This is a genomic window from Streptomyces sp. NPDC002324, from assembly GCF_053593335.1.
The window spans coordinates 48,207-61,984 of the sequence record NZ_JBSFCF010000010.1 but is presented as its reverse complement, the minus strand read 5'-3'; the positions used below and the strand labels follow the sequence as shown (position 1 = coordinate 61,984).

At 73.3% G+C, this 13,778-nt stretch carries 8 protein-coding genes; all 8 read left to right on the top strand.

Annotated elements, in window-relative coordinates; all coding sequences use genetic code 11:
* Positions 1-161: 161 nt before the first annotated feature.
* The 8 genes from ACWCRJ_RS15905 to ACWCRJ_RS15870 all read left to right on the top strand — a co-directional run bounded on the left by ACWCRJ_RS15905 (position 162) and on the right by ACWCRJ_RS15870 (position 13,751).
* Entirely contained in the window at positions 162-1,559 is a 1,398-nt protein-coding gene (locus ACWCRJ_RS15905) for an ABC transporter substrate-binding protein (protein WP_450939830.1), read from the top strand.
* 10 nt (positions 1,560-1,569) lie between these two features.
* Positions 1,570-2,934 carry a carbohydrate ABC transporter permease gene (locus ACWCRJ_RS15900; RefSeq protein ID WP_450939829.1) on the top strand — a complete coding sequence of 455 codons (1,365 nt, stop codon included), beginning with the start codon at positions 1,570-1,572 and terminating at the stop codon, positions 2,932-2,934.
* Positions 2,931-3,848 carry a carbohydrate ABC transporter permease gene (locus ACWCRJ_RS15895; protein ID WP_450939828.1) on the top strand — a complete coding sequence of 306 codons (918 nt, stop codon included), beginning with the start codon at positions 2,931-2,933 and terminating at the stop codon, positions 3,846-3,848. The genes ACWCRJ_RS15900 and ACWCRJ_RS15895 overlap by 4 nt, the downstream gene beginning before the upstream one ends.
* 203 nt (positions 3,849-4,051) lie before the next feature.
* On the top strand, positions 4,052-6,292 hold the full coding sequence (locus ACWCRJ_RS15890) for a bifunctional glycosyltransferase/CDP-glycerol:glycerophosphate glycerophosphotransferase (protein ID WP_450939827.1): 2,241 nt from the start codon (positions 4,052-4,054) through the stop codon (positions 6,290-6,292).
* 168 nt (positions 6,293-6,460) lie between these two features.
* Positions 6,461-8,635 carry a bifunctional glycosyltransferase/CDP-glycerol:glycerophosphate glycerophosphotransferase gene (locus tag ACWCRJ_RS15885; RefSeq protein ID WP_450939826.1) on the top strand — a complete coding sequence of 725 codons (2,175 nt, stop codon included), beginning with the start codon at positions 6,461-6,463 and terminating at the stop codon, positions 8,633-8,635.
* A 5-nt stretch (positions 8,636-8,640) separates the two neighbouring features.
* Positions 8,641-10,863, top strand: coding sequence for a bifunctional glycosyltransferase/CDP-glycerol:glycerophosphate glycerophosphotransferase (locus tag ACWCRJ_RS15880; protein ID WP_450939825.1), 2,223 nt, complete (start codon positions 8,641-8,643; stop codon positions 10,861-10,863).
* Positions 10,860-12,128 (top strand): hypothetical protein, encoded by a 1,269-nt coding sequence (locus ACWCRJ_RS15875; RefSeq protein ID WP_450939824.1) that lies wholly within the window; start codon positions 10,860-10,862, stop codon positions 12,126-12,128. Before ACWCRJ_RS15880 ends, ACWCRJ_RS15875 begins: the two co-directional genes overlap by 4 nt.
* A gap of 39 nt (positions 12,129-12,167) precedes the next feature.
* The gene (locus tag ACWCRJ_RS15870) at positions 12,168-13,751 is read left to right on the top strand and encodes a hypothetical protein (RefSeq protein WP_450939823.1); all 1,584 of its coding nucleotides are present in this window, start codon (positions 12,168-12,170) and stop codon (positions 13,749-13,751) included.
* Positions 13,752-13,778 lie beyond the last annotated feature (27 nt).

Below are 13,778 nucleotides of genomic sequence, written 5' to 3'. Positions count from 1 at the left end.
ACGACGCGGTCACGATCACGTCGTTGACGCGGCAGGCGCTCTTGCCGCCCCCGACCACGCGGCGTAGACCAGAGCGCACGGGACAGCGCTCTACGTTCGACGACGCACGGAGAACGGGGTCAGAGATGCGCAACATCCACCATATTCGCCGTATTCACCGCATGGTTCGCACACGCAAGCCCAATCCCCCCGGCAAGCCCACCCATCCCCCCACGGCCAAAGCCCTCGCGGCCCTCGCCGCAGGCGTCCTCGCCCTCTCACTCACCGCGTGCGGCGGGGACGACGACGGCGGCGACAAGGGTGACAACGGCAGCGACGGCGGCAAAGACGCCACCGTGGAACTCCCCAAGCTGGACGGCCAGAAGCTGGAGGTCGCGGCGGTCTTCACGGGCCCGGAACTGGACAACTTCCAGAAGGTGCTGGACGAGTTCGAGAAACGCACCGGCGCCTCGGTGACCTTCGTGCCCACCGGCAACAACACCTCCACGTTCCTCGGTACGAAGATCGAGGGCGGCAAGCCGCCGGACGTGGCGTTCCTGCCGCAGGTCGGCGTGTTGCACCAGTTCGCCGACAAGGGCTGGGTGAAGCCGCTCGGCAGCGAGGCCCAGGCGCAGTTGGACAAGAACTTCTCGGACGGCTGGAAGGACCTCGGCGCCTACGAGGGCAAGCAGTACGGCGTCTACGCGAAAGCCGCCAACAAGTCCCTCGTCTGGTACAACACCGCGGCCTTCGAGGCGGCGGGCATCACCGAGGAACCGGGGACGTGGGACGAGTTCCTGCAGACCGCGCAGACGCTCTCCGACGCGGGCTCGCCGGCCGTGTCCATCGGCGGCGCCGACGGCTGGACGCTCACCGACTGGTTCGAGAACGTCTACCTCTCGCAGGCGGGCCCGGAGAAGTACGACCAGCTCGCCAAGCACGAGATCAAGTGGACCGACCCCTCCGTCAAGGAAGCCCTCACCACGCTCGCCGAGTTGTGGGGCAAGGACGACCTGATCGCGGGCGGTGCCTCCGGCGCGCTGCAGACGGAGTACCCGAAGTCGATCACGCAGACCTTCGGCGGGGACACCCCGGCGGGCATGGTGTTCGAGGGCGACTTCGTGGCCGTCACCATCAACGGCGACACGGACGCGAAGATCGGCACGGATGCCAAGGTGTTCCCGTTCCCGGCGGTCGGCGACGCCTCCCCCGTGGTCACCGGCGGCGACGCGGCCGTGGCGCTGAAGGACGGCAAGGGCGCGCAGGCGCTGCTCACCTTCCTCGCCTCGACCGACGCGGCGGAGATCTGGGCGGCTCAGGGCGGCTTCCTCTCCCCCAACAGGGAGATGGACGAGGGAAGTTACAAGGACGACGTCACCCGGGAGATCGCCAAGGCGCTCCTCGCGGCGGGCGACGACTTCCGCTTCGACATGTCCGACCAGGCCCCCGCGGCGTTCGGCGGCACGCAGGGCGTGGGCGAGTGGAAGGACCTCCAGGACTTCCTGAAGAGTCCCGACGACGTGGCCGGCGCCCAGAAGCGGTTGGAGGCCGACGCGGCGAAGGCCTACGGGAACGGCTGACGACGACCTCATGCCGTCTGCCGTGACGAAGACGGCGGGAGGCGCCGGCGCACTGCCGACGCCCCCCGCCGCACCCCGCAAGAGCGTGACGGGAACCCGGCTGTGGGTGGCGGTGCTGTTTCTGCTGCCCGCGCTGGTGCTGCTCGGCGCGCTCGTGGTCTACCCGATCGGGTACTCGGTCTGGCGGAGCCTGTTCGACGCGGACGGCTCGGGCTTCGTCGGCCTCGACAACTACGCGGAGATCTTCTCCGACGACTCCACCCTCGTCGCCGTACGCAACACCGCGATCTGGGTCGCGGTGGCCCCGGCACTCGTCACCGCGCTCGGGCTGATCTTCGCGGTGCTGACCGAACGCATCCGCTGGGGAACGGCGTTCAAGCTGATCGTCTTCATGCCGATGGCGATCTCGATGCTCGCCGCGGGCATCATCTTCCGGCTGGTGTACGAGCAGGACCCGGACCAGGGCGTCGCCAACGCGGTCGTGACCTCCGTGCACGACGTGTTCGTGGACGAGTCGGTGTATCCGAAGGCACGGCCCAACGCCCAGGTCAGCGACCTGAAGGCGTCCGGCGGTGGTGCGTTCACCACCGAGGGGACCGCGCGGGCGGGTTCCCCGGCGCTGCTCCCCCTCGTCGGTATCGCGCCGGGCAGCCTGCCCGGCGGCGCACAGGACGCGAAGGCCGCCGGGGCCGCCGGTGGCGACGGGGTCACCGGCACCGTCTGGCTGGACTTCCGGCTCGGCGGCGGTGGCGAGAAGGGGGCCGTCGACCCGGGCGAGAAGGGGCTGAAGGGCGTCAAGGTCGAGGCGGTGAAGGACGGTGAGGTCGTCGCCTCCACCACCAGCGGCGGCGACGGCACGTTCAGCCTGCCCAAGGCGGCGGACGGAGCCCGACTCCGTCTGCCGGGCTCGAACTTCGCGGCGCCCTACAACGGCATCGACTGGCTGGGCCCGGCGCTCGTCACCCCGGCCGTCATCGGGTCGTACGTGTGGATGTGGGCCGGCTTCGCGATGGTGCTGATCGCGGCGGGCCTCGCCGGGGTCGACCGCAATCTGCTCGAAGCCGCCCGGGTGGACGGGGCGAACGAATGGCAGGTGTTCCGCCGGGTCACCGTGCCCCTGCTCGCACCGGTCCTGGTCGTCGTCCTCGTCACGCTGATGATCAACGTGATGAAGGTGTTCGACCTCGTCTACATCATCGCCCCCCAGCCCAGCCAGGACGAGGCCAACGTGCTGGCCCTGCAGCTGTACCTGGTGTCGTACGGCGGCGGGGGCGACTTCGGTCTCGGCAGTGCGATCGGCGTGGTCCTGCTGCTGCTCGTGCTGCCGGTGATGTGGGTCAACATCCGGCGTCTCAGGAAGGAGCGCCAGCGGTGACCGCTCTCGAAACCCCCGCGCCCGCGCCGGGAACTCCGGCGCGCGAGGCGCCCGTTCGCCGCGAACGCTCCGTCGCCTCCCGGCTCGCGAGCGGCGCGGCGGGCGGTCTGTTGCGCGTGTTCCTGCTGCTGGTGGCGCTGTTCTGGCTGGTGCCGACCTTCGGGCTGCTGGTCTCCTCGTTCCGCGACCCGACCGACATCTCCACCTCCGGATGGTGGAAGGTGTTCACGGCCCCGGCCCAGCTCACCACCAAGAGCTATGCGTCGCTGCTGGAGAACGACGGCATCACGGACGCTCTGTTCAACACCATCTGGATCACGGTCCCGGCGACGCTGCTGGTCGTCCTGATCGGCGCGATGGCCGGATACGCCTTCGCCTGGCTGGACTTCAAGGGCCGCGACTGGTGGTTCATGGCCGTGGTGGGGCTGCTGGTGGTCCCGGTGCAGGTGGCACTGATCCCGCTGTCCGGACTCTTCCGGGACCTCGGGATCTTCGGCGACATCATCGGCGTCGTCCTCTTCCACGTCGGCTTCGGACTGCCGTTCGCGATCTTCCTGTTGCGGAACTTCTTCGCGGAGATCCCGCGCGAGCTGCTGGAGGCGGCGCGGCTGGACGGGGCGGGCGAGGTCCGGCTGTTCGCGACGGTCGTACTGCCCCTGGCCGCACCGGCGTTGGCGTCGCTCGGGATCTTCCAGTTTCTGTGGGTGTGGAACGACATGCTGGTCGCGCTGGTGTTCTCCAGCTCCGACTCCCAGCCGCTGACGGTCGCACTCCAGCAGCAGGTGAGACAGTTCGGCAGCAACATCGAGGTGCTGGCGCCGGGTGCCTTCATCTCGATGGTGATCCCGCTGGCCGTGTTCTTCGCGTTCCAGCGGCAGTTCGTGTCGGGGGTGATGGCGGGGGCTGTGAAGTAGGGCAAGGAAGCCTCGAAGCACGGGAGTTGCCAGGCGTGCGGGCGGGCGCTCGGGGGTTGGTCGCGCGGCAACCCCCGCAGCCCGCTACCGAATTCACCCCCGCGCGCCCCCAACTCCCGGCCCTGTCCCCCGTATGGAACACGCACCGTAACCAAATCATCCCATCGGCCGTTTCCGGGCAGTATGCCCGCGCCGACCCATGGATGTCCCCCTTGCCCAGGTTCAGTGTCATCGTTCCCGCGTACAAGGTTCAGGCGTACCTGCAGGAATGCCTGGATTCCGTGCTCTCCCAGTCCTTCACCGACCTCGAACTGATCGTCGTCGACGACGCCTCCCCCGACAACTGCGGCGCGATCGCCGACGAGACCGCGGCCCGCGACCCCCGCGTACGGCGCACCGTGCGCCTGCGGGAGAACGCGGGCCCGGGTGCCGCCCGCAACAAGGGGATGGAGTACGCGAGGGGGGACTACCTCCTCTTCCTCGACGGCGACGACACGTTCGCGCCGGGCGCGCTCCGGGCGATCGCCGACCGCCTCAAGGAGACCGGCGAACCGGACGTCCTCGTCCACGACTTCGCCCGCGTCTCCTGGTCGGGCGAGTCCGTCCGCGACGAACGCGCCCTCCGGCTGACCGAGCAGGGTCCCGCCCCCTTCCGTCTGGACGACCGTCCGGGCCTGCTGAACGTCCGCCCGGCCGTGTGGAACAAGGCGTACAAGCGGGAGTTCGTCGAGGACCACGACTTCCGCTTCCCGCCCGGCATCTACGAGGACACGGCCTGGACGTACCCCGTCCTGATGGCCGCCGAGTCCGTCGCCACCCTCGACCGGGTCTGTGTCCACCACCGCCGGCGCCGCCACGGCAGCTTGCTGGGGGCGACTACGCGCGGTCACTTCGACGTGTTCGAGCAGTACGACCGGGTGTTCGCGTACGTCGACGAGCGGCCGGAGCTGGCGCAGTGGCGTCCGGTGCTGTTCCGGCGCATGGTCGACCACCTCACCTCCGTGTTCTCCCGGCGCCACCGGCTGCCGCGCGAGGCGCACGCCGAGTATCTGCGCACGGTCCGCGCGTACTGCGCCCGCTACCGCACTCCGGGCGCCCCCCTTCGCGCCCGCGCCCGGCTCCGGCACGCGCTCCTGCGGCTCGGCGGTCCGCGTCTCCACCGCGCACTGTGGACCGGGGCGCGGCTGGGCCGGGGCGCCGGACGCCTGGCGCGGGGCCTGGCCGGGCTGTTCCGTACGGCCGGGCTGCGCCTCCACTACCGCGTCCAGCGCCTCCTCCCGCTGCGTGCCGACCGGGCCGTGTTCGCCGCGTACGACGGCCGGGGCTACGAGTGCAGCCCGGCCGCGCTGGAGAACGCGTTCCGCACCCACATTCCCCGGATGCGCACCTCGTGGGTCGCGCGCCCGGAGCACCACCACACACTCCCGGTGGGGACCCGGCGGGTGGTCCCCGGCTCGATGGCGTACTGGACGGCGCTGGCCCGCTCCACGTACCTGGTGAGCAACGTGGACTTCGACCGGCGTCTGGCCAAGCGCCGCGGGCAGGTGCTGCTGCAGACCCGGCACGGCACGCCGCTCAAGCGGATGGGGCTCGACCTCCAGGACCGGCCGGCGGCGGCGCGCGGCGCGGACTTCGGCTCCGCGCTGCGGGGCAGCGACCGGTGGGACTACGTCCTGTCCGGCAACCGCCACTCCACACTCGTCTGGGAGCGCGTCCACCCCTCCCCGTACACGACCCTCGAGTACGGCTCGCCGCGCAACGACGTGTTCCTGCGGGCGAACTCGGCGGACGTGGCCCGGGTACGCGAACAGCTCGGCATCCCCGAAGGCGCGGTCGCCGTCCTGTACGCCCCCACGCACCGCGACTACCGCCACTCGCAGCGCGCCCATCTGGACCTGGAGCGGGTGCTGCGCAAGCTCGGGCCGCGGTTCGTGGTCCTCGCCCGTGCCCACCGCGGGTACGACTCCCCGCTGACGGATCTGGCGCACGGCCGTCTGCTCGACGTCACCGGCCATCCGAGCGTGGAGAACCTGTGCCTCGCCTCGGACGCGCTGGTCACCGACTACTCGTCCCTGATGTTCGACTACGCCAACCTCGACCGGCCGATCGTGATCCACGCGGAGGACTGGGAGGCGTACGAGGCTGCGCGGGGCACCTACTTCGATCTGCGCTCCTTCCCGCCGGGGGCGGTGGCGCGCAGTGAGGACGAGCTGATCGACATCTTCGCCACGGGGCACTGGCGGGGGTCGCGGTCGGCGCAGTTGCGGTCGGCGTTCCGGGAGCGGTTCTGTCCGTTCGACGACGGGCGGGCGGCCGAGCGGGTGGTGCGGCGGGTGGTGCTGGGCGAGGTCGCGCCGGTGGACTTCGTCCCCCTGGCCGAGCGGCATCCCGTCCCGTCGGCCGCGGCGGCCCGTCCGGCGGTGGACGGGGCGCTGGGCACGTAGGCGCTTGCCGACCCACGGAGCCGGGAAGCGCGGGGCGCGGCCCCCGCTTCCCAGGGGCGCGGGGAACCGCGCGACCAGCCCCCACGCACCCGCGGACGACGCACCCGCGCCCGCAACCACGCCCGACCGCACTCGACACACCCGACACACTCGCCCTGAAAGGACAGAATGCCCCGCTTCAGCATCATCGTCCCCTCGCACGGTGTCGAAGGGCGGCTGTCGCTCGCCCTGGACTCGGTCCTCACGCAGCCGTTCGGCGACTTCGAGCTGATCCCGGTCCATGACGCACCGGGTTCCCCGGCGGGAGGCGTCGGCGCCGCGTACGCCGGCAGGGACACCCGGGTGGTTCCGGTCGAGTCGCCCCCCTCGGGCGGGCTGAGTGCGGCCCGCAACGCGGGGATCGCGGCGGCGCACGGGACGTACGTGCTGTTCCTGGACGGGGACGACACGCTCACGCCGGGCGCGCTGCGGGCGATCGCGGACCGGCTTCGCGAGACCGGCGATCCCGATGTCCTGTACTTCGCGCATGAGCGCGCGCACTGGTGGGAGGGCGCGACGACCGTCGTGCGCCCGGCCGGTCCGCAGACCCCGGCGTGGAGCGCGGCCTATCGCCGGGAATTCCTGGTCGAACGTCAACTCCTCTTCCCCATCGGCCACTTCACCGACCTCGGCTGGAGCGGCCTGGTCGCGCTGGCCACCGACCGCACGGCCGAGCTGCCGGAGACGGTCTGCGTACGCCATCTGCTGCGCCGGCAGGGCAGCCGACTGCACGCACCCGGCGCGCACCAGCTCGAAGTGCTCGACCAGGTGGAGCTGGTCCTCGCCCGTGCCACGGCCGAAGGGGGCGTGCCCCAGGCGCTGTTCGCGCGGTTGTTCGCGGTGGTGCTGCGGACCGCCGCGCACCCGGAGCGGCTGCCGGTCCACCACCGCCGCGCCTTCTTCCGCCGCGCCACGCACCTGTACCGCCACTACGTCCCGGCCGGTTTCCAGCCGCCCGGCGGCCTCCTCGGCGTACGGCACCGGTTGCTCGCGTCCGGCTCGTACGCCGGCTTCCGGGTCCTGTGCGCCGCCGAGCGGGCGGTGGCCGGGGCGTCGGCCGCGCTCCCCCGCCCGCGCGCGCCCCTGACCCGCGCCGCGTACGCCGTCCAGCGCCGTCTGCCGCTGGACAGGAACCTCGTCGTGTACCGCGCGCACCGGGGCGGCGACCTCGGCTGCGACCTCGTCGCCCTCCACGCGAAGGCACGTGAACTCGCCCCCCGGCTGCGTGCGGTGTTCCTCGTCGAGCCCGACGCGGTGGACGCTCTCCCCGAGGGCGTCGAGTACGCCGTCATCGGCAGCCGGCGCCACTGGCAGGCCCTCGCCCGCGCCCGATACGTCGTCGACGGCTCCGACGTCGAGGCGGCGGGCGCGGAAGCGGTCGTGAAGCGCGCCCGCAGCGTCCACGTCCGCATCCAGCCGGGCACCCCGCTGACGACGACGGGCGTGGACCGGGCCCCGTACCCGGTGGCGGCCGCCGCGTCCGGCGACTTCACCGGCCTCGTCGCCCACGTGGACCGCTGGGACTTCGCCCTCTCCGCCAACCGGCACTCCACACAGACCTGGGAGCGGGCCTTCCCGGGCGCGTACGAGACGCTGGAGTACGGCTCCCCGCGCAACGACGTCCACTACACGGCGACGGCCGAGGACGTGACCCGCGCCCGGCGCGCACTGGGCGTGCCCGAGGGCAGGAAGGCCCTCCTCTACGCCCCCGCCCACCGCGACGCCCCCCACGACCCGGCCACCGGCCCAGGCGCCCGGCTCGATCCCGAGGCGTTCTGCGAGGCGGTCGGCGAGGAGTACGTGGTGCTGCTGCGGGCGGGTGACGTCCACGGCGGCGCGGGCGCCCGCAGGTCGGGCGGCCGGATCATCGACGTCTCCGCGCACCACCCGGTCGAGGACGTCTGTCTCGCCGCCGACGCGCTGATCACCGACCACTCCGCCCTGATGTTCGACTACGCCCATCTCGACCGGCCGATCGTGATCCACGCGGAGGGCTGGGACGTCCTCCGGGAGACCCGGGGCGTCTGTCTCGACCTGCCGGCCGCGCCGCCCGGTCATGTGGCGCGCACCGAGCGGGAGCTGGCGGACCTGTTCCGCGACGGCGCGTACACGGACGTGGAGGCCGACGCCCTGCGGGCCGTGTTCCGGGAGCGGTTCTGCCAGTTCGACGACGGGCGGGCGGCCGAGCGGGTCGTACGGCGGGTGTTCCTGGGCGAGGGGCCGAGGACACTGCCGCCCGTCGTGCCGCTCGCCGAACGGACCCCGGCCCCGGCGCCCGCCGCCGCGACCCTCGTGAGGAGCTGACGGTCATGCCCCGCTTCAGTGTCATCGTCCCCGTGTTCGAGGTCCGGGCCTTTCTGCGCGAGTGCCTCGACTCGGTCCTGGAGCAGTCGTACCGGGATCTGGAGGTGATCGCCGTCAACGACTGCTCGACGGACGGCAGCGGCGCGATCCTCGACGCGTACGCCGCCCGCGACCCGCGGGTACGGGTGCTGCACCTGCCCGCGAACGTGGGTCCCGGCCGCGCCCGCAACGCCGGACTGCCGTACGCCGGCGGCGACTTCGTGCTCTTCCTCGACAGTGACGACACCCTCGTCCCGGGGGCCCTGCGGGCGCTGGCGGACCGGCTGGACGAGACCGGGGACCCCGATGTGCTGGTCTTCGGCCACGTCCGCGCGCACTGGTGGGGCGGGACGCGGCGCGACGCCTCCGCACACCTCCTGTCCGCGGTCGGCGAGGGCACCTTCACGGCCGCGGAGCGCCCGCGGGTCCTCGAACTGCCGACGGTCGTGTGGAACAAGGCGTACCGGCGGGAGTTCGTCGAGACCCGACGGTTCCGGTTCCCGCCGGGCCACTACGAGGACACGCCGTGGACGTTCCCGGTCCTGCTCGACGCCGGGCGGATCGCCACGCTCGACCGGATCTGCGTGGCCCACCGGCAGCGACGTCGGGGCGGCCTCCTGTCCACCACGAGCCGTCGGCACTTCGACGTGCACGACCAGTACGAGCGGGTCTTCGGCTTCCTGGACTCCCGCCCCGAACTCGCGAGTTGGCGCTCCCTCGTACGGGACACGATGGCGGCGCACTGCCTGTCCGTCCTCGCCGAGCCGGACCGGGTGCCGGGCAGCGACAGGGCCGAGTTCTTCCGGCGCACGGCGGCGCTGTACCGCAAGCACCGGCCGGACGGCGACCCGGTGGCCCCCGAGCACCGCGTGCTGGCGGGTGGCTGGACCGCCTACCGGGCCCGGCGCCGGGTGGCCGGGCTCCGCGGCGCGCTCGGCGTACGCGGGGAGCGCCTGCGCGCGGCCGGTGCCGAGCTGATCGGCCGGGGCTGGTCGCTGGCTCACGAATGGCTGCCGCTGGACCCGGATCTGGCCCTGTACTCGGCGTTCGCGCACCGGGGGGTGCTCGGTGACCCGGCGGCCGTGTACCAGGCCGCCCGTGATCTCGCGCCGCACATCCGCGGGGTGTGGGTGGTGCGGCCGGAGCGGGTGGCGGCGCTCCCTCCGGGGGTCGCGTACGTGACGCCCGGCTCGCCCGAGTATCTGCGGCTGGCCGCGCGGGCGAGGTACTTCGTCGGCAACACCCCCTGGCCCGGCACCCTCACCAAGCGGCCGGGCAGCGTGCACATCCACACCCACCAGGGCACCCCGCTCAAGTTCATGGGCGCCGACCTGCTGCACAGGCCCGGTGCCCGGCTCGGCGTGGACGTGCCGGAGACGCTGCGCCGGGCCGACCGCTGGGACCACAGCCTGGTCGCCAACCGCCACTCCGAGCTGGTGTGGAGCAGGGCGTATCCGTGCGGGTTCACCTCGCTGCGGACCGGCAGCCCGCGTAACGACGTCCTGGTGAACGCCGGCCCGGACAGCGGTGCGCGGATCCGTGCACGGCTCGGCATCCCGGCCGGGCACACGGTCGTGCTGTACGCGCCGACGCTCCGCGACTACCGGCGGGGCGGCCACGTCGACCGCCTGGACCTCGCCCGGTTCGCCGCCGACCTGCGGCGCAGCCTGGGCGAGGCACACACCCTCGTCGTACGGCTGCATCCGTCGTCGGCGGACGGCCCGGCGCGCGGGTTCGGGCTCGCCGAACTGCACCGGCGGGGTGTCGTCGTGGACGCGACGGACGAGCCCCATGCCGAGGAGGTGATGCTCGCCGCCGACGTCCTCGTCACGGACTACTCGGCCCTGATGTTCGACTACGCCAACCTGGACCGGCCGATCGTCGTCCACGCCGACGACCGGGACGCCTTCGCGGTGAGCAGGGGCATGTACGTGGACATCACCGCCGATCCGCCCGGCCATGTGTCGCGCTCCTACCGGGAGCTGGCCTGGCTGTTCGACTCCGGGCAGTGGCGGGACGCGGAGTCGGCGCGGCTGCGGGCCGGGTTCCGGGAGCGGTACTGCGAGTTCGACGACGGGCGGGCGGCCGAGCGGGTCGTACGGACGCTGATGCTGGGTGAGCGGGCGGTGGCGGTGCCCGCGCCGAGGGCGCCCGGGTCGATGACGAGCACGGGCTTCGTGTTGTCATGAGGGCGCGGGCGTGGGTGCTGCTGCTCGCCGCCGGTTTCGCGCTGCTCCAGTTCGCGAGCGTCACCGGGCGCGCCACCCCCGACACCAAGAACTACGTCTCGTACGCCCTCACGCTGGGCGGCGCGGGCCCGCGGGAATCGGCGGCCGGGGCCATCGACCACTACTGCGGGAGCCGGGCGGCGACGGCCGAGCGGAAGCGGAGCGTGGACGTGGTGCGGTTCCGCGCGCCGAGCCCGGCCGCGCGGGTCGCCGGGGAATGCCGCCGGGAGCTGTGGCGGAGGGTGGACCGGGGGCTGGCGGCCGGGCGGACCGACGGCCCCATCGCCCCGTTCGCCTCGGAGCGGTTCCAGCGGATCTTCGAGGTACGGCCCGGGTATCCGGCGCTGCTGGCGCCGTTCGTCGCCGTGTTCGGGGTCGTGTGGGGCGTGTGGCTGGCGAGCGTGCTGATCGCGGCGGCCGGGGGCGTCCTGGCCTTCCTCGTCCTGCGCGCCGTCCGCGCCCCCACCCCCGTCGCCCTCACCGGGCAGGCGCTGTACTACGTCCTGCCGTGCGGCGCGACCGCCATGCGGCCCATGACCGAGGGGCTGTTGCTGGCCCTGACGCTGGCGGCGCTGTGGGGGTGTGCGCTGGCGATGGAGGGGCGGGTGCGGGCGGGGGTGTCGCTGGTGGGCGGGTCCCTGGCGGCGCTGTTCACGGTGAAGCACTCGCAGGCGCTGTTTCTGGGGGCGTGTCTGGTGGGGGCGTGCGCGGTGGTCGCCGTGCGGCGCGCACGCGGTGGTGAAGGCGAGGGGCGCGGGCCGGTCGAGACATGGGTGCGGGCGGTCGGTGCGGTGTCGGCGGGCGCGGTGGTGTGCACGCTGGCGCTCGCCGGGCTGCTGCGCTACCCGGCGTCCACCGAGAGCCTCCAGGACCTGCTCACCGACCACTACACCCGCCCCGACCGGGACCGGCTGTGGCCCGAGTTCCTGCACCTGGAGGCTCGCTTCTGGGGGGAGTGGGGGCGTCGGCAGCTGACCCAGCCGCTGTTCCTGGCCGCGCTGGGGGCGGGCGCGTGGGGCGCGTCGCGGCAGCGGCCGGTGTTCGGGTGCTTCGTGATCGCCGGCGCGTTCACGGGGATCCTCAACCAGGCCGGGCACCCGGACATCACCATCTGGGGCGACCGGCTGATCGTGGTGGCGTGGCTGCTGCCGGTGCTGGGGCTGCCCCTGCTGCTGGAGCGCGTCACGGCCCCGCGAGGCTCACTCGATGTGGTGACCGCGAGCTGAGCCGCCGCCGGGCGGGCCGACAGCGGGAATACACGCCAGATGCCGCAGACAGTCCAGCTCGGTCACTCTTCCGGCCGCCGCGCCGCCCTCGGGGTCACCGCCCTGCGCGGCGGCCGTGGCCGGCTGACCCGGCGGCCCACTCCCTACCTTGTCGTGGGCGGGCTGTTCTGGCTGGTGACGACGCTGGCGTACTGGCGGGTGCCGCTGTGCTGCGACGCCGGTCTGCACGCGGCGGTCGTCGAACGGCTCCGCTGGGACCTGCTGCACCCGGCCCACCCGGCCGCCGCCCTGCCGGGCGCGGGCAGCCCGCACTACTCCCCGTACGCCCTGGCGCAGGGGGTTCTCGCGCGGCTGACCGGGCTGAGCGGCTGGTCGCTGGTGAAGCTCGCCGGTCCGGTGAACCTGCTGGTGCTGCTCACCGGGCTCGGCCGTTTCGTGCGTGTCCTCACGCCCCGGGCGTGGGCGCCGGTTTTCGCGCTGCTGTTCACGACCCTGCTGCGGGGCACGGGGACGGCCCCGTGGAGCGGCGGCCCCGGGCTGATGTCGATGACGACGGACCTCGGTCACCCGTCCGCGTTCGTCCTCGGGCTGATGTTCTGGGCGTGGGCGTGGACGGGAGTACGCGCGCGGGGCGGCGGTTCGGGGCGGCGGGCACGGTACGTCGGGCCGAGCGGCCTCGGCGGCCCGGGGGCGTACGCCGGGCTCGGCGCGCTCTACGGGCTGATCCTGCTGGTGCACCCGATGACGGCCACGGCCGCGGTGGCCGGGGCCACGGCGCTCGTGGCGGCCTGGCAGCACGGGTGGCGGGCACCGCTGGTGGGGCGCTGGGCACTGACGGCGACGGTCGCCGCGGTAGTCGCGGTCGCCTGGCCCTCCTACGGTGTCCTGTCGTCGGCGACGGGCACGAGCGCGAACATCGTCCCGCCCTTCGCGGAGGTGGCCGGCCACCTCTGGCCGGCGCTGCTCGGACTGCCGGCGCTGTGGGCACGGGGGCGCGGGTCGCCCAGAGACCCGCTGATGCTGGTGTGCGCGGCGGAGTGCCTGGTGGCGGCCTACGGCTGGGTGGGCGGACACCCCGCATACGGCCGGGTCGCGGAGGTCGCGGCCTTGTCCGCGCAGGTCGCCCTCGGGGTGGAGCTGGCGGCGCCCCGACCGTGGAGGTGGGCGCGGCGGGTGCTGGGCGGCGCGGCGGTCGCGGGGGCGTGCGCGGGGTTGCTCATGGTGCACGCCGGCGCGGTCGTACCGGCCGCGTTCGACCGCGTCGGCTTCGCCGAGCCGCCGCGGTGGCCGTCGTACGCGTGGGCGGCGCGACACATGCCGGCGGGCGAGGTACTGCTCACCGACGGGTACCGCGCGGGGCGCTCGCTCCCGGGGTACGGGGTGAACGTGGTGGCGCCCCCGTGGCCCGATCCGGCGCTGCCGGAGGCGGAACGGGGGCGGCGGCTCGCCGATGTCCGGGCCTACCTCGATCCCGCGTCGACCCGCGAGCGGCGCGGGGCCGTCGCCCGGCGGTACGGGGTGCGGTGGCTGCTGCTGACGCGGTGGCGCCGGGTGCCCGGGGAGGCGGTGGTCGTGGACTGGAGTCCGCGGACCGGGGAGGTGCTGGCGCGGATCGCTCCGTAGGGGGCGTGCGGAGCGGTCCGCGCCGGG

Coding starts and splice junctions, on each gene's coding strand:
- ACWCRJ_RS15905 (WP_450939830.1), top strand. CDS start 162: ATGGTTCGCACACGCAAGCCCAATCCCCCCGGCAAGCCCACCCATCCC.
- ACWCRJ_RS15900 (WP_450939829.1), top strand. CDS start 1,570: ATGCCGTCTGCCGTGACGAAGACGGCGGGAGGCGCCGGCGCACTGCCG.
- ACWCRJ_RS15890 (WP_450939827.1), top strand. CDS start 4,052: ATGTCCCCCTTGCCCAGGTTCAGTGTCATCGTTCCCGCGTACAAGGTT.
- ACWCRJ_RS15885 (WP_450939826.1), top strand. CDS start 6,461: ATGCCCCGCTTCAGCATCATCGTCCCCTCGCACGGTGTCGAAGGGCGG.
- ACWCRJ_RS15880 (WP_450939825.1), top strand. CDS start 8,641: ATGCCCCGCTTCAGTGTCATCGTCCCCGTGTTCGAGGTCCGGGCCTTT.
- ACWCRJ_RS15875 (WP_450939824.1), top strand. CDS start 10,860: ATGAGGGCGCGGGCGTGGGTGCTGCTGCTCGCCGCCGGTTTCGCGCTG.
- ACWCRJ_RS15870 (WP_450939823.1), top strand. CDS start 12,168: ATGCCGCAGACAGTCCAGCTCGGTCACTCTTCCGGCCGCCGCGCCGCC.